12 protein-coding genes and 1 tRNA gene are annotated in these 16568 nt (G+C 42.4%); 6 read left to right on the top strand and 7 right to left on the bottom strand.

Annotated elements, in window-relative coordinates; genetic code table 11:
- Positions 1-163: 163 nt before the first annotated feature.
- On the top strand, positions 164-682 hold the full coding sequence (locus tag P1X15_RS14400) for a hypothetical protein (protein WP_277338824.1): 519 nt from the start codon (positions 164-166) through the stop codon (positions 680-682).
- A gap of 185 nt (positions 683-867) precedes the next feature.
- Here the strand turns inward: P1X15_RS14400 and P1X15_RS14395 are convergent.
- The 4 genes from P1X15_RS14395 to P1X15_RS14380 form a co-directional block, all read right to left on the bottom strand.
- Positions 868-942: transfer RNA gene (locus P1X15_RS14395), tRNA-Val, on the bottom strand.
- Positions 943-1006: 64 nt separating this feature from the next.
- Positions 1007-2314, bottom strand: a complete 1308-nt coding sequence (locus P1X15_RS14390) for an MFS transporter (RefSeq protein ID WP_277338823.1) — start codon at positions 2312-2314, stop codon at positions 1007-1009.
- Between the two features lie 56 nt (positions 2315-2370).
- Complete coding sequence (locus P1X15_RS14385) at positions 2371-3837, bottom strand: APC family permease (protein WP_277338822.1); 1467 nt, start codon at positions 3835-3837, stop codon at positions 2371-2373.
- An 88-nt stretch (positions 3838-3925) separates the two neighbouring features.
- A complete protein-coding gene (locus tag P1X15_RS14380) occupies positions 3926-4855 on the bottom strand; it encodes a 2-hydroxyacid dehydrogenase (RefSeq protein WP_277338821.1) in 930 nt (309 codons plus the stop codon).
- Between the two features lie 168 nt (positions 4856-5023).
- On the opposite strand from P1X15_RS14380, the gene pdxA reads away from it, so the two are divergent.
- Positions 5024-6109, top strand: a complete 1086-nt coding sequence (gene pdxA, locus P1X15_RS14375) for a 4-hydroxythreonine-4-phosphate dehydrogenase PdxA (protein ID WP_277338820.1) — start codon at positions 5024-5026, stop codon at positions 6107-6109.
- A gap of 1 nt (position 6110) precedes the next feature.
- On the top strand, positions 6111-6998 hold the full coding sequence (locus P1X15_RS14370) for a YicC/YloC family endoribonuclease (protein WP_273212019.1): 888 nt from the start codon (positions 6111-6113) through the stop codon (positions 6996-6998).
- Positions 6999-7164: 166 nt separating this feature from the next.
- Here the strand turns inward: P1X15_RS14370 and pgeF are convergent, their stop codons facing one another.
- Together pgeF and pyrE are read right to left on the bottom strand one after the other, a co-directional pair.
- A complete protein-coding gene (pgeF, locus tag P1X15_RS14365; RefSeq protein ID WP_310586019.1) occupies positions 7165-7926 on the bottom strand; it encodes a peptidoglycan editing factor PgeF in 762 nt (253 codons plus the stop codon).
- A 28-nt stretch (positions 7927-7954) separates the two neighbouring features.
- Positions 7955-8614, bottom strand: coding sequence for an orotate phosphoribosyltransferase (pyrE, locus tag P1X15_RS14360; protein ID WP_277338819.1), 660 nt, complete (start codon positions 8612-8614; stop codon positions 7955-7957).
- 537 nt (positions 8615-9151) lie between these two features.
- On the opposite strand from pyrE, the gene P1X15_RS14355 reads away from it, so the two are divergent.
- The gene (locus P1X15_RS14355) at positions 9152-10714 is read left to right on the top strand and encodes a bifunctional response regulator/alkaline phosphatase family protein (protein WP_277338818.1); all 1563 of its coding nucleotides are present in this window, start codon (positions 9152-9154) and stop codon (positions 10712-10714) included.
- Between the two features lie 91 nt (positions 10715-10805).
- Here the strand turns inward: P1X15_RS14355 and P1X15_RS14350 are convergent, their stop codons facing one another.
- Positions 10806-13115 carry a TonB-dependent receptor gene (locus tag P1X15_RS14350; protein ID WP_277338817.1) on the bottom strand — a complete coding sequence of 770 codons (2310 nt, stop codon included), beginning with the start codon at positions 13113-13115 and terminating at the stop codon, positions 10806-10808.
- A gap of 190 nt (positions 13116-13305) precedes the next feature.
- Between P1X15_RS14350 and P1X15_RS14345 the strand changes: the two genes are divergently transcribed.
- Positions 13306-13950 carry a hypothetical protein gene (locus P1X15_RS14345; RefSeq protein WP_277338816.1) on the top strand — a complete coding sequence of 215 codons (645 nt, stop codon included), beginning with the start codon at positions 13306-13308 and terminating at the stop codon, positions 13948-13950.
- A gap of 115 nt (positions 13951-14065) precedes the next feature.
- On the top strand, positions 14066-16528 hold the full coding sequence (locus tag P1X15_RS14340; RefSeq protein ID WP_277338815.1) for a heavy metal translocating P-type ATPase metal-binding domain-containing protein: 2463 nt from the start codon (positions 14066-14068) through the stop codon (positions 16526-16528).
- Positions 16529-16568: the final 40 nt, after the last annotated feature.

The raw sequence follows: 16568 nt of genomic DNA, 5'->3' as shown, positions 1-16568 counted from the left end.
CATGGCAGTTGTGATTATCTAACGCCTGAGCAGGCTCATCAAATGAAGGGACCATTAACTAAAAGATGGAGAGCATCAAAACGTGAGAAAAAGCAAAAAGTACAATTTTAGAAACTATTTCAGTGACCAAAAATGAATCCTAAATCTGTCAAGCTATTTCAGGGTGATACAAGTGTTTGATAAATTTACAGGCGATGGTATACTGGCATTCTTTCCTAAGTTTTATAGTGGAGAAGAGTCCATTATTAGAGCTATTAAAGCTACTAATGAGTGCCACTTAGCTTTTGAAGAACATTATAAAAATTCTAGAAGCTATTTTACTGTTGTTCCAAAGGATACTGGATTAGGCATAGGTATTGACTTTGGAATGACAACATTAATGAATACGCAAAATGAATTAACAGTAGTAGGTGTACCCGTTGTTTATGCTTGCAGGTTTTCAGGGGCAAAGGCCGGTGAAACTCTATTGAATCAAAGTGCTAAAGAAGAGTTAGAAAGGCTATGCTCACAATTTGTAAATTTTTCAGAATCAGAGCTTTTTATAAAAAATGAAGGCAATACTATAGCTTATAAAGCCTCTCTTCATAAGGAAGCGTATAATATTGTCGCCCCTGATTGGGATACATTAACTCAAAAATATACGAAACCGCAAGAGGGAAGTGAGAGTCAGAAAGAATCCTAAGATTTGTGTAACATCTTTGTAACAAAAACCCCTCAAATTTCACGTTTTGAGGGGTTTTTGTCTTTTGACTACTTTATTAGACTTCTATTTCTTCGCTCTAAATAATTGACTTAGGTAGAAGAAAAAAATCTACCCAACCAAAAAGAAGCATAACTCATTAATTTTTAGCGAGTTAAGATATAATGTAGGACGTAGGGGATTCGAACCCATGACCTCCGCCCTGTCAAGGCGGCGCTCTAAACCAACTGAGCTAACATCCTAGGTCTACCGTCTGAAAAGTGTTTTTGAGGTCATTTCTCAAACGGGAGCGCAAATATACAAACTTTACGAAGTCCGCAAAGGCGTACGATAAATTTTTTGTGAAGGAATACGGCGCAAAATCAACAATCCAATCACAAAGATTACTGCCAAAAACAAGATACTATTGCGCATCCCAGACAGCTGCGTGATCACTCCAAAAATGGTGGTCCCCAAAAACGTAGAAAACTTATCGCAAACATCATAAAAGCTGAAATAAGAAGCTGTATCGGGGGTATTCTCGGGTAAAAACTTGGCGTAAGTAGAACGAGAAAGCGATTGTACGCCTCCCATTACAAAACCGATTCCGGCCGCCAATCCGTAAAATTGCACCTCGGTATATACAAAATACGCACTGACACATACCCCAATCCAAATCACCAAAATAGCGCATAAAGTGGCAGTATTGCCCCATTTCCCAGATAGCAAAGCCGCACAATACGCCCCTACTATGGCTAAGATTTGAAGTAGTAAGATAGTCACAATCAGGGCATTGTCGGGGAGTTTTAGCTCATTGCTACCAAAAAGCGTCCCGATGTACATAACAGTCTGAACCCCCATATTGTAAAAGAAAAAAGCGACTAAAAAACGCTTGGTCAAGGGAAGATGATTCAGCTCGCCTAGCACTTTTTTGAGTTCGCGAAAACCGTTCCAAATCCACCCACCTTCGCGTTTTTTGGTCGACGGCTTGCCATTGGGCAAATAATAAAAAGGGATTTGGGCAAACCCTACCCACCAAATCGCCACCGTCACAAACGAAATACGGCAAGCAGTACCTGAGTCGATGTTGCCGTACCATTCGGGTTTGATAAGCATTGTAAGGTTGAAAATCAACAGCAATACACTCCCGATATAGCCCATCGTAAAACCACGCGCCGAAAGTTTATCAAAACGGTCTTCGGTAGCGATTTCGGGCAAATAGGCGTTGTAAAATACGATACTCCCCGACCATCCAATCAACGAAAGCGTAAAAGCAATCACGCCCAAAACAAGATTTTCACGGTTGAAAAAGTACAACAGTAAACAAGTAGCCGCCCCGAGATATACAAAAAACTGCATGAATCGTTTTTTACGACCACTAAAGTCAGCAATAGCGCCCAAGATAGGATTGACAATCGCGATAAACAAAAACGCAAAAGAAACAGCAAAAGAAAAGAGAGCCGAATTGTTGACGATGATTCCTAAAAACTCAACATCGGGTCCACCTTGTGCATTGACGGCGGTATTGCTAAAGTAAATCGGAAAAATTGCCGATACGATTACCAGTGAATGCACCGAGTTGGCCCAGTCATACATGCACCAAGCATTAAGGATTGAGGGTTTGTTCTTTTCCATTAATAGAGTTTTTGCGAGAGTAGTGTATTGGTAAGTGCTTAGTGGGGCGGCCAGAATCAGGCTGATTTACGTTTTGTAAAATAGTACACGGGTACACCTAGCGCTACAATCAAAAGTCCCATTCCCGTATCAAAACGCGTGTTGGCATCGCTCAACAAAATCAAACAAATACCCAAAGTGACCGTAATGTAAAATAAAGGTACAAAAGGATAGCCCACGGCTTTGTAAGGGCGGTCGGCATTGGGCTCACGACGGCGCAACACAAAAATACCCGCAATCGTCACCATATAAAAGAGCAATGAGCCGAAGGTACAATAATTCAACAATTGATTATAACTTCCTGATAAACAAAGCAATGAAGCCCATACACACTGTACCCAAAGGGCTTTAGCAGGTACAGCTTTGGTATTGAGCGTAGAGGCTTGTTTCAAAAACAAACCGTCTTGTGCCATAGCATAGTAAAGTCTTGCGCCCGCCAATATCAGGCCATTGATACATCCAAAAGTAGAAATCATGATGAGCACCGCCATGATACCCGCCGATGAACCACCAAAAATCACCGACATAGCGGCTGTAGCTACGCGGTCGGTAGGATATTCGGCAAACTGAATTCCCTGCGCCATCACGTCGGTGCCAGTGGCGGTACCTTTCAAAGGCAAAATACAGAGATAGGCGATGTTGGCCAATACGTACAAAACCGTTACGATGAGGGTTCCTAAAAACAAACTTCTCGGAATATTTTTCTTTGGGTCTTTGATTTCGGAAGCGATAAAAGTGACATTGTTCCAAGCATCGGACGAAAACAACGAACCAATCATCGCCACGCCCAAAGCCGTAAGCAGTGCCATGCCCGAAATCATTGTCACTGTCCCCGTTTCTTTGCTTGTTCGGCTCGCTTCCCAGGCATTATCTAGGTTTTGTTGTAGCACCCCACTTTGTAGACCGTATCCTATTCCAATCAAAATCAGACCAAACAAAGCAACAAGTTTGGTAGAAGTAAAGATATTTTGAATCAACTTACCCGCATTGACCCCACGGGTATTGACATAAGTAAGCAAAATAATACAGGCAATCGCATAGAGCGTACCCCAATAAACGTTGACAGGGCCAAGGCTCACCAACACATTGTTGGCATCTTGAAGGTTGAGTTTAGGCAAAAATACGGCCGAATATTTGGTAAATGCCACCGCTACTGCGGCGATTGTCCCGGTTTGAATCACCGTAAATACGGTCCAGCCATATACAAAACTGGTCAATGGCCCAAAAGACCTTTGAATATAAATGTACTGCCCGCCTGCTTTGGGCATCATGCCTGCTAGCTCGCCATAGCTCAAAGCCGCTGCCACCGTGACTACGCCCGTAAGCAGCCATGCCACTAGCAGCCAACCCGTAGAGCCAAGCATACGAGCCATGTCGGCGCTTACAATAAAAATGCCCGAGCCAATCATCGCTCCCGAAACGAGCATAGTGGCATCGAGCAAACCAAGTGATTGTTTGAATTGCGTAGATGAAGTGTCAGACATAAGTCGAATAAAAAGTTAAGTTAGGTTTAGGAACAAAGATATTAGAATCGCACGAAAAAACTTGGCAAGTTTCAGATACGTCAAAACATTATTCTGCAAAAGCAACAATTTGCTTTATAAGGGCTTGATTGATTTTGTAATAGCTCTCTTGGGTCCAGCCTGCTACGTGAGGCGTCAATATGACCCGTGGCGAATTGCGTAAATAATCAAAAGTGGCTTGTTGTGAAGGCGTAAGTTTAGCCAATTTTTCATTTTCTAAAACGTCGAAACAAGCCCCTCTTATCTTTCCATTTTCCAGAGCCTCCACGACCGCCGCCAAACTCACTATTTCACCACGGGCGATATTAATCAAGAAAAAGGGCTTCGCTACTTCTTGAATAAATGCCTCATCCAGCATCAGGCGCGTCTCTTCTGTCAGCGGGATGTGCAAGCTAATCACGTCTGCTTGAGCTTTGATTTGCTCCAAAGTCGCCTCTTGGGCATATTGATTGCCGTAGTTTTTTAGGTACTTATCGTAGGCCAACACTTTGCAGCCAAACCCACTGAGACGTTTGGCGGTAGCACTTCCATTGAACCCAAATCCGATGATTGCCACGGTTTTGCCCATGAGCTCTATACCACGGTTTCCTTCACGGTCCCAGATGCCTTGACGTACTTCCTTATCGGCTTTCAAAATATTGGCAAACAATCCTAACAGCATTCCCACCACATGTTCGGCCACAGCATCGCTATTACCTTCATTGGCCGCAAAAACTTGAATATTTCGTTTTTGGGTTTCGTCCAAATCAATCAAATCTAAGCCTGCCCCCGCTCTCGCCACAAACTTCAACCGAGTCGCACAGTTTAGTAGCTCTATGTCAACGGGAGTTTTACTTCGAATGATAAGCCCTTCAAAATCACCAATATACTCTAAAATCTGCGCTCTTTTAAAAGAAGGCTCATAACGATACGCCAATCCTGCTTGGTCGAGCATTTCGAAAAGCGAAGGATGTACTTCATCTACGATTAAAATATTCACAATTGTGTCAAGTTATTAAGAGGCACAAAAATAGTACGGTTTATTTGTAAATTGCAGCCTTAATTACGAACGATTTTATTGATTTTGGAGGTGGAGAAGGTAATTCCATCGGGAAAGCAAAGCCCATAATTTATAAAATCGGCTTACATTTTAATTTTTTTATTTATCATGAGTGAACCAGTTCATCATAAACCCATTATAGGAATTACCTTGGGCGATTATAACGGCATCGGGCCAGAAGTAATACTTAAAGTACTGTACAACAATCAATTGAATCGCATTTGCACGCCTGTCATTTATGGCTCTATGCGCATTTTGAATCGTTATCGTAACCAACTAGACATGAAAGATTGGAATTTGTTTGGTGCTCCTAAAATCGACCAAATCAATCCTAAGCTTACCAATGTTATTACGTGTTGGCAAGACCCTCAAGAAGAAATACAACCAGGAAAAATCACTCCTGAAGCAGGAAAAGGGGCTTTTGAAAGCCTCAAAAGAGCCCTTGAAGATTTAAAAGCAGGCAGGTTAGACGGCTTAGTAACGGCCCCTATCAACAAAAGTAATATCCAAAACGACGAATTTAAGTTTCCGGGTCATACTGAATATCTCGCCGAAGCTTTTGAAGTAAGCGAACCTCTTATGTTTATGGTCAGCGATACCCTGCGTGTAGGAGTCGTATCTGGTCATATTTCGCTACGCGAAGTAGCTGATTATATTACAAAAGACAAGATTGTGGTTAAATTGCAAGCCATGCTCAAATCACTTCGGGAAGACTTTGGAACTCAAAAACCCAAAATAGCTGTATTGGGATTGAATCCCCACGCTGGCGAAAATGGCTTGTTGGGTAAGGAAGAAGAAGAAATTATTTCGCCCGCTATTCAGGAACTTAAAAACAAAGGGCTGCTAATATATGGCCCATTCCCGGCTGACGGCTTCTTTGCGGCACAATCATACCGTAAATACGATGCCATATTAGCGATGTACCACGACCAAGGACTCACACCCTTCAAAACCATTGCCTTCAACGATGGTGTGAATTTCACGGCAGGGCTTCCTATTGTACGTACTTCGCCCGACCACGGCACCGCCTACGATATCGCTGGCAAAAACTTAGCCGACGAAACTTCCATGCGCCAAGCTATTTATACCGCTTGTGATGTGATAAAAAATAGATACGAACAAGCTGAATTGGTTAAAAATGCGCTTAAAAAGAACCCTGTAGTAGAAAAAATGACCGCCCAAGAGGAAAAATAAGATGTTGAAATCAATGACCGGCTTCGGAAAAGCCACTATAGAATCCGCAACACTCTCGGTAACTGCCGAAGTAAAATCTCTCAATTCAAAGTTTTTGGATATTTTTTGCCGGATTCCGCGCAATTACTCCGAGCGTGAAATTGAAATTCGAAACCTTATCACTCAAAACCTCGAACGCGGCAAGGTAGAGTTTACCCTCACCGTCACTCCTTTGGGCGACGGCAGTGCGGGTACAGTTGTCAATCGAGCCTTGGTAAAAGCCTATTTTAAGGACTTACACCAAACAGCTGAAGAGCTTAGTTTTTCGCCTAACCCAACAGATGTATTGCGAATGGCCTTGCAAATGCCTAACGCTTACTTGGCCGATGCCCCTACCGAAGAGCAACAGTTGGCCGAAATAGCCCAAATTCACCAAACTGTATTAGAAGCTCTCAAAAAATGTACTGAGTTTAGAATACAAGAAGGCCGCGCGCTGGACAGGGCTTTTAAAGAAGCGATCAAAAAAATCGGGGCACTATTGGCGGAGATTGAAGTTCTTGATCAAAATCGTATCCCCGCCGTACGCGAACGCCTCCGCAAAAATGTAAGGGATTTGTTACAAGACGAATCTTTTGACCAAAATCGTTTCGAACAAGAGTTGGTATATTATGTCGAAAAATTCGATATTTCAGAAGAGAAAGTAAGGCTCAAAAATCACCTTGTTTATTTTCTGGAAACCATAAAAAGCAAAGATAGCAACGGCAAAAAACTTAATTTTATTGCCCAAGAAATTGGACGTGAGATCAACACCATCGGTTCCAAAGCCAACGACGCGCCTATTCAGCACTTGGTGGTTCAGATGAAAGATGAATTGGAAAAAATCAAAGAGCAGACGGCTAATATTATTTAGGTACTGATGCGAAAACAGACTTTCCAAGTTTACAATCCATCTGATTACCAAAATGTTAAAAATAAAACTTGGAAAGTCTAATTTTGCATAAATACTTAGCTAATTTGAAAATGTATCAAGTGTTGCACTTCATTTTCAAATTAACGAATCATTTCATTCCGGCATTTCACTTCATTCCTATCACCGCGAGCATCCGTCCTGTTTTGCCTTTTTCTAAGCGATAAGAGAAATAATCTTCGTTGTGAGTGACGGTCGAATAGGGCGAAACTTCAATTTGGTCTAGAGGAACTCCACAAGAAACCAACTGTGAAGCGTTGGCTTTTTTCAAATCTACCAAAAACTTTCCCGAAGACGAATCAAAACGCTTGAAGTCTTCATCGAAATGCACAGCTACTTCCTCTCCTACCTCAAAAGCGCACTCGTCGATACACGTACCCACATAAGCATAGCAATCTGACGGCTGCGTACCGTAAGCTTGTTGCATTGTTTCTAGGGTTTTAATGACTATCTCCGCCACAGTACCACGCCATCCCGCATGTGCCGCACCTACGGCCTGTTGTTTGGCATCGTATATTAAAATAGGAGTACAATCAGCCACGGTCACTCCCACAAACACCCCAGGTACATTGGTTACTAAAGCATCGTAGCCTTCGGTGCGTTCGGCTTGCGTTACTATCCGTACTTGATTGCCATGAACTTGGTGTGAAGCCGCAAATTGTTCAGGAAGAATACCTAGACTTTCGAAAAACACGCGACGATTTTCATGAATAGCCTCCTTCTCATCTCCCGACGACAAGCCCAAGTTGAGTGAGGCATAAGGAAATTGGCTTATGCCCCCATGTCGGGTACTTTCGGCGGCAATCAGCATCGGAAACACCTCAAAAATAGAGGGTGAGCGAAAGCAAACACTTTGTTTTAATATCTTCAATTCTCTAACAATTTAATCTCACTTAGCACTATACTCCCCAAACACTTGGATCTTCGCGCCACTTACTGAGGGTATTAAGTTGACTGCTTTCAATAAAATCTAACTTAAGAGCTTCCGAAATCAGGCAATCGTAGTCGCTCAGGCAGACTAGTTTTACGTTTCTTTCCGCAAAATTATCGGCTGCCAATTGAAAACCATAGGTAAAAATAGCCGCCATTCCCAACACCTCTGCTCCTGCTTCGCGCAATACATCTACTACCTTGAGTGAACTTCCTCCCGTCGAAATCAAATCTTCCAATACTACCACTTTTTGTCCCTTCAAAATACGGCCTTCAATCTGATTTCCCATTCCATGTTTTTTGGGTTCTGGACGTACATAAGCATAAGGCAAACGAAGTACGTCAGCCACCAACGCTCCTTGAGCAATACCCGCAGTAGCTACGCCAGCTACTATTTCTGCCTCTGGGAATTCGGATTTGATGGCATCTGCTAAGGCACTTTTAATGTAAGTTCTGACTTCTGGAAATGACAAAGAGACGCGATTGTCGCAATAAATGGGTGATTTCCACCCCGAACTCCACTGAAAGGGTTGGTCTGGACGAAGACGAATGGCTTCAATATTGAGTAGAGAAGCTGCTATTTGCCGCGATACCACTTCTTTCGGCGTTAAAGATGTTTGATTTTGCATGAAAATGATTGAATTTTTTACAGGCACAAAATTACGTAGAAAAAAGCACGTACCCTTGGCTTATCTACCTTTTATCAATTATTAAGGAGTGCTTCTATGGGGGTGAAAGTCTCTTTTTAGCATAGATAGTCCTTATATATTAACCTAAAAATAACTATTTGGTACCATTAACAAGTTTTAATATCAAATCTCTGAGAAACCCGTAAATTTACGGACGCTGAGGTACATTTTCTGAGCACTTATCCTACTTTAATAATGAATTTACTAGTTTTACTCATCATAGGTGTTTTCGTCTATTTTGGGTTTGCCTATTTTGTCTCTGGAAAAAACCTACGAAATAGTTGGCCTTGGTGGGTTATCATTTTGGTGGCTAGTGGTCTACTGCTTGCTATTGTTAGAGGAGTTTATTTGTGGCTATCTTAGCAATCTTTTTCCAGATAGACTTTGGATATTTGTGGTATTGTTGGCAATTATTCGACTCTAGTGTCGTTTAGTAACCACAAACGACAGAAACATTTATTAAACTTCGATTAACATATGGCAAATATTCTTTGGGCAGATGATGAAATAGATTTATTAAAACCTCATATTTTATTTTTAACCAGTAAAGGCTACAATATTACGCCAGTAAATAGCGGTGCTGACGCACTCGAAAAAGTAGAGCAAGAGCGCTTTGATGTTGTTTTTCTTGACGAAAACATGCCTGGCATAACAGGCCTAGAGACCTTAGCTCAAATCAAACAAAGCCGCCCCAACTTGCCGGTGGTGATGATTACCAAAAGCGAAGAAGAAAAAATCATGGAGGAGGCGATTGGCTCCAAAATCGCCGATTATCTCATCAAACCCCTGAATCCTAATCAGATACTCCTATCGGTCAAAAAAATATTGGATAACAAACGATTGGTAAGCGAAAAAACCAACCTGAGTTATATGCAGGAGTTTCGGCAATTGGCCATGCAATACCAAGATCGAATTGGTCACTCGGAGTGGGTTGAGCTGTACAAAAAGCTCATTTACTGGGAATTAGAACTTGAAAGTACGCAAGACAAAAGTATGGAGGAGGTATTTTCGACCCAAAAAGAAGAGGCCAACAACAACTTTTGTAAGTTTATCTTGGATCATTATGAGGATTGGCTCAACGATCCCAATGCTGATAAGCCTATTTTGTCTCATCAACTGATGAAACGCAAGGTGTTTCCACTTATGAAACCCTCCGAACCACTATTTTTCATTTTGATTGATAACTTCCGCTATGACCAATGGAAAGTTGTAGAACCCATTCTAAATGAGTTTTTTACGGTCGAAGAAGAATCCTCTTACTATTCTATTTTACCCACTACCACGGGCTTTGCTCGTAATTCTATCTTTGCGGGTATCATGCCCAGCGAAATAGAACGCCAATATCCCAACTGGTGGGTCAACGACGAAAACACTCCCGAAGGTGAAGAAGGGCTCAACAAACACGAAGAAGATTTGTTGAGAAAACAATTTGAACGAAATCGCATGCAAGTGCGCTTTTCGTACAACAAAATCATCAATCAAAACCAAGGTAAATCCTTAATTGATAACCTTCCCAATCTTTGGAAAAACCACCTCAACGTAATCGTCTACAACTTTGTAGATATGCTCTCCCATGCGCGTACCGACATGATGATGATCAAAGAGCTAGCGCCTGATGAAGCCGCCTACCGCTCGATTACTCGTTCGTGGTTTTTACACTCGCCTATCATGGATTTGCTGCAAAAAATTGCCGAGAAAAAAGGCCGTATCATCATCACAACCGACCACGGCATGACGCGCGTCAAAAAGCCCGTGAAAATTGTAGGCTACCGCGAAACCAATACCAATCTTCGCTACAAGCAGGGAAAAAACTTAGGTTTTGATGATAGCAATCACATTTATGTTTGCCGTCGCCCAGAGCGTTTATTTTTACCTAAGCTCAATGTTTCTACGGCCTATGTATTTACGTTAGGGGATTACTTTTTTGCCTATCCCAACAATTTCAACCAATACGTCAATATGTACCGTGATACTTTTCAGCACGGTGGGATTTCGATTGAAGAAATGATTATTCCTTTTGTTTTCTTAAAAGCCAAATAAAAACCACCATTGTTGTGTTGTAGAGACGTTGCATGCAGTGGAGACGTTGCATGCAACGTCTCTACAAAAACGTTGGATTTTTGATACAATCTCAAAACTCTACTCGATAGTTAATCACAGGCACCATTCCTAACTGATATTGTTTCACAATCTGTGCCTGAAAAATATCATAGTAGCTATAAGCTTCGTTTTGGATACCTGCTACATTTTGAATATCAATCGACCAAGTACGGGTATAATTAGGCTTGTTTCGCTTCCAGAAAACCCTCACATCCGGTCTGAAATAATCTTTCATTTTGAGCGTATAAAGTTCACCTATTTGATAAACGGTTTTGCCAGCTTGCCGCGAAGCTGCTACATCGATGGGCGAATCCCGATAACCTCCCAGCCACAATACCCGTAGGTTTACCCCAAAAGTCCGATTGGGACGCCGATGAAATTCTTTGCCGCCCGCCACACTAAAGGTATGATTTCCGTTAAAACGTGTACTACGCTCTACGCCATCTCTGCCTTTGTAGGTAGAATTGTACAAAGAGCCCGAAATGAGCGTATAAAAATTGTTTCTCAAAAACTGCTGATAAGTCACTTCAATACCGTAGTTGCGCCCAGTTCCCCGATTGACAAGCCACAAATCACTCACGCCTTCAATCAAATTAAGGGCTGAAAAAGTGCCATTGTTCGTAACATCCGACCATATATCATCACTTGCAATAGGCACGTTGAAAAGGGATTGATAATATAGCTCTGCTTTGATTGTAGCTTGCTTTTGAAGATTACGCTCATAGCCCACTACAAAATGATGCGCTTTGGTAAAACCCAAGTTTTTGTTGCGCTGTAGCGGCCCTCCGCCCGACATGCTTCCTGTAGAAAGATATACTTGTGGCAGTTGAATTTGGCTGTGCAAACCATAAGACAAACTTACTGCGGCTTTTTCGGAAGCTGCCCACCTCACCGACGCCCTTGGCTCAAGCGACTGGGTTTGGTTATAAGTATATGCTAGATAATGAAGCCCCGCTTGAAGATGTAAACGCGGAGTCAAACGCCCTGACATTGATACAAATGGCTGAATCAAAAAGCCTTGTGTGGTTCCTTGGGCCTGCTCCTGCCAACTACTCACCTGTACAGAATCGCGTTGATGAGTGATGTATAGGCCTTCTTGCAATTGCCAGTGTGCGTTGAGCTTATGTGCCAAAGAAGTAGAGAAAGAATAGCGCGTTTTTTGGAAAGCATCCACTTGGCTCAATGTTCGACTAAAATTCTGTTTGTTGAGGGCATATCCTTCTCGACGGTTTTCTAAAGCCGAAGCTGCCACTACGGTTCGCCAAGTGGTATTACGGCCCACATTGATGGTATGGGTAAAACCCAAAGCCCCCATACGATTACGAAATTCTATGTCAAAATTATCTTTCTGATATTTCCATTCGAGGGTATCGCGCGAGGCTTGAAAAACATTGCTGCTCATACCTCCCATTCCAAACACCGTAAACGTGCCTGCTTTGCGCGTAGGAAAGGTAAGATTGAAGGAAATATCCTGAAAACGAATATCTTCGCCCCCAAATTTCACTCCCATAGCCGCTAACAATCCCGTAAACGAATAACGGTAATTGACCAAATAAGAGGATTTGTTTTTGGGGGAAATAGGCCCTTCTGCGGCAAAATCAAGACCTATCAAACCTGCTTGTCCCGTAAATTCATGCTTTTGGTCATTGCCTCGACGCAGATGCACATCCATTACGCCCGCAAGCACATTCCCATAAGTGGCCGGAAATGCGCCCGTTAGGAAATCGGCGCGTTCCATCAACTGCGCACTCAAGATATTAGTCCCTCCACCTGTTTGGGTAGGTCTATCGCTAAAAGTCCCAGCGTTGCTGAGGTGATTAGGATTGACGATCTCGACTCCTTCAAGTCTCCATTGAGTACCCGTCGGCGAATTTCCCCTGATTACCAGCCCATTGGCTTGGTCGTTGGCAGCAGCTACTCCCGGAAAAGAAGTCGCTAGTCGGGCAGGGTCAAAAAACGTACCTGCATAGCGAAGCGTCTGTTCGATAGTGATTGTTTGAAGGCTATTTTGGGAAACAGGCCGCGCAGTCCGCACCACGGTCTCCGAAAGCTGCTGTGTAGTTTCTTTGAGGGAAATAGTGAGTACTTTTTCTTTACCCGCTTCTACCAATACTTCTGGCAGGATAAATGTTTCGTAGCCTACGCTACTGACCTGTATCGAATATCGACCAATCGCCACCCCATTAAAATAAAACCTACCACTAGAGTCTGTCACGGTGCCACTCGAAGTGCCGATGATTTGTACACTTGCGCCAATGAGGGGTTGATTGTTGTCACCGTCCATAACACGCCCCCTGACCGTCTGCGTAAGGGGTGTCTGACTTCTCAAAAGAGAGTTCACAAAAAATATTAATAAAAAAAATAAAGAACTTGACCTAAATAAGCGGTTCATAATGGAAAAGGATATATATTTCATCAAGATATTTACGTTGTTGCGGATATAGTTAGGCTTGACGTTAGCAGGCTGAGCCAAACACTTTGATTAAGTATAAAACATACCTTTTCACAAAAAGGTTAATTTCCCTCCCACTATGAGTATCAAGACCACCGAGGCAAAACTATACTACACCTTATATGATTTTTTTGAAGCAGAGGGCTTTCAATTGCTGATGCAAAAAAAACAATTTCGTAAAAGTACAACAACAGGCTTTACAAACATCATTTTTTCGGTGTCAGAATACGATGATGAAGCTTGGGTAGAGGTACATATAGGCTGCCGCAATCACCAAATTGAGCAAATGGCCCAGCAGTTTATCCCTTCTCTTCCGATTGATTTTAGAGAAGATGCCAATACGCTCATCATCTCAACAGGAAGATACAACGACGTCAAATATTTTCGATATAAAATCCAGAATGATGACGACTTGAAAAACACCTGCGACGCTATCATGGACTTTATGAACTTGTCGGGATGGACATTTTTTAAATCAGTCACCAAAGTAGCTGACATTGATCGGATTCTGAATAGTCAGCCTCATAAGCCCTCCAAATACCTCTACAATCAAGAAGACCGCTGCTTCAAAGGACTGATTGCGGCTAAACTCAATCATAATCCACATTTTGACCGACTTATTGAGATTTACCAAGTGTATTTACAAAAACAAGTCAGGGACGAGATAGAACTTCATAACTATCAAAAACTAGTCTCCTTTTTACAGTACTACAACGACAACTAGTCCACAGTAGCTTTGTTCCAAAAACTGACCAACATCAGTTTTTGGGTATGACGATTCTCATGTCATTTTGGTATACAGGGGCGCATTTTTGGGGAAATACCAACCCCCCAACTGTATGTCGCAAGCTACACTCTCAACAACCGAAGTAAAATGTTATCACTGTGGTGCCGACTGCGATGATAGCATCATTGTCCACGATGATAAACCCTTTTGCTGCGAAGGATGTAAATTGGTGTATGAATTACTCCAAGAAAACGAACTATGTAGCTATTATGATTTTACCCAAAATCCTGGAGTATCGCCCGACAAAACCTACTACGCTGGCAAATACGCTTATTTAGACATGCCAGAAGTACAGCAGCGCATCATTGAGTTTACGGATGGCCGTCAGACGCACGTCAACTGGTACCTACCTCAGATGCACTGTAGCTCGTGCGTATATCTACTCGAAAACCTTCACCGTCTCCACGAAGGCGTGATTTCGTCTTTGGTCAACTTCCCCGAGAAAAAAGTGCGGGTAGTCATAGATACCCAAAAAATCAAACTCAGCAAACTTGCCGAACTCCTTACCTACATTGGATACGAGCCTTATATAAGCCTTCAAGATGTAGAAGGAAACGCCCAACAAAAAAACAATCGAAGTAGATTGTATAAAATCGGGATTGCGGGCTTTGCCTTTGGCAATGTGATGATGATGAGCTTCCCCGATTATTTTGGCTTAGGAGATACTCAAAGCGATCATCAACTCCAAACCATGTTTAGTTTGTTTAGTGTTGTGCTAGCATTACCAGTCTTTTTTTATTCGGCCTCCGAATTTTTTGTGTCGGCGTGGAAGTCTATTCGCAAGCAGTATCTCAATATCGATGCCCCCATTGCCTTGGCCATTTTGGTGACTTTTTTACGTAGTTTATACGAGATTGGTACTCAAACGGGCGTTGGCTATCTCGATTCCATGACTGGTATTGTATTCTTCATGTTGTTGGGACGCTATTTTCAAGACAAAACATACTCAGCCATTTCGTTTGACCGAGATTACAAATCTTATTTTCCGGTAGCGGTTACATTATTAAAAAAAGCCACTTCCAAAGACTCAGAAGTGCCCACTACGTCAAATGAACAAATCTTAGTAACAAACTTACAGCCTGGCGATCAGATTTTGATTCGTAACAAAGAATTGATTCCTGCCGATGTGCGCTTAATCAGCGAACGAGCCATGATTGATTATAGTTTTGTTTCGGGCGAATCGGTACCCGTCGAAAAAACCCGTAATGAAATCATCTACGCAGGCGGACGACAAATGGGGGGAGCTATCGAACTTGAAGTTACCAAAAAAGTATCCCAAAGCTACCTTACTCAGTTATGGAACAATGATTCTTTGAGCCAACAACAACAATCCCAAAAACGTGACTTAGTAGGCCAAATCAACCGTTATTTTACTTGGACAGTGTTGGGGCTGGGCTTGGCGGCATTGGCATATTGGTATCTTATGGGAGACCTTCCACGAGGTATCAACGCCATCACTACGATTTTGATTGTGGCTTGTCCTTGTGCCTTATTGCTATCAGATACTTTCACCAATGGCAATATGCTGGGGATGTTTGGTTCAAATAAGTTTTATCTCAAAAATGCCCAAGTCATTGAAAACTTATCCGAAATTGATACGGTCGTTTTTGACAAAACAGGAACACTCACCTTGCCCGATGCGGCTCAAATTGAGTTTGTGGGAAAACCACTTTCACCCCTTCAAAAAAGTATTGCCAAAACCATGTCTGAGCAATCTTCTCATCCTTTGAGTAGGCTCATTGCTAAATCTCTGGCGGCATCTCCCAAAGAAAAAACATTGACTCATTTTAAAGAAGTAGAAGGACTGGGCCTTCAGGCTCAATTGGGCGATGACTTTGTAATCAAAATGGGTTCGGCTCGCTTTTTGGGCATCGCTCCCGCCTCCGACGACCAAGAAACAAGTCATGTGTATTTTAGTTTTGGAGGACAGTTTTTGGGATATTTCAACATTTTTAGTCTTTATCGAGACAATCTCTCCGAAACGCTCACAGCCCTCAAACAACGTCATTATCAAACCTACCTTTTGTCAGGTGATAAACCGACCGATATAGCCCTTTTGAGTCATCTATTTGGTTCAGAAAAACAGCTTCATTTTCTCCAAAAACCTGAAGACAAACTTCGTTTTATTGAGGATTTGCAGCAAAAAGGCCAGAAAGTGCTCATGGTAGGCGATGGACTCAATGACGCCGGCGCTCTTCTGAAAAGCAACGTAGGGATTGCCGTTTCTGACAACATTAACAACTTCACTCCGGCTTGTGACGGTATTTTGGAAGGAAAACAACTTTCGCTCCTTCCCCACTACGTAAAATTGGCCAAAGCGGGTCGGCGTATTGTGATTCAGAGCTTTGTTATCTCGGTGGTATACAATATTATCGGGTTAAGTTTTGCCCTAACTGGCACTTTATCGCCCGTGATCGCGGCTATTTTGATGCCGGCCAGCTCTATCTCTATCGTGCTTTTTACGACCTTAAGCAGCCGACTGGCTACGCGACTACTCTTGAAAAAAGCTGACTAAAGTCAGTTTTGAGACCTGACATCGCTCATCTTTATTGCAG

The sequence above is a fragment of the Runella sp. MFBS21 genome (genome assembly GCF_029433105.1).
GTDB lineage: Bacteria > Bacteroidota > Bacteroidia > Cytophagales > Spirosomataceae > Runella.
This window is presented reverse-complemented; position numbering and strand designations above follow the sequence as displayed.

Coding starts and splice junctions, on each gene's coding strand:
- P1X15_RS14385 (WP_277338822.1), bottom strand. CDS start 3,837: ATGTCTGACACTTCATCTACGCAATTCAAACAATCACTTGGTTTGCTC.
- P1X15_RS14370 (WP_273212019.1), top strand. CDS start 6,111: ATGTTGAAATCAATGACCGGCTTCGGAAAAGCCACTATAGAATCCGCA.
- pyrE (WP_277338819.1), bottom strand. CDS start 8,614: ATGCAAAATCAAACATCTTTAACGCCGAAAGAAGTGGTATCGCGGCAA.
- P1X15_RS14355 (WP_277338818.1), top strand. CDS start 9,152: ATGGCAAATATTCTTTGGGCAGATGATGAAATAGATTTATTAAAACCT.
- P1X15_RS14390 (WP_277338823.1), bottom strand. CDS start 2,314: ATGGAAAAGAACAAACCCTCAATCCTTAATGCTTGGTGCATGTATGAC.
- P1X15_RS14345 (WP_277338816.1), top strand. CDS start 13,306: ATGAGTATCAAGACCACCGAGGCAAAACTATACTACACCTTATATGAT.
- P1X15_RS14340 (WP_277338815.1), top strand. CDS start 14,066: ATGTCGCAAGCTACACTCTCAACAACCGAAGTAAAATGTTATCACTGT.
- pdxA (WP_277338820.1), top strand. CDS start 5,024: ATGAGTGAACCAGTTCATCATAAACCCATTATAGGAATTACCTTGGGC.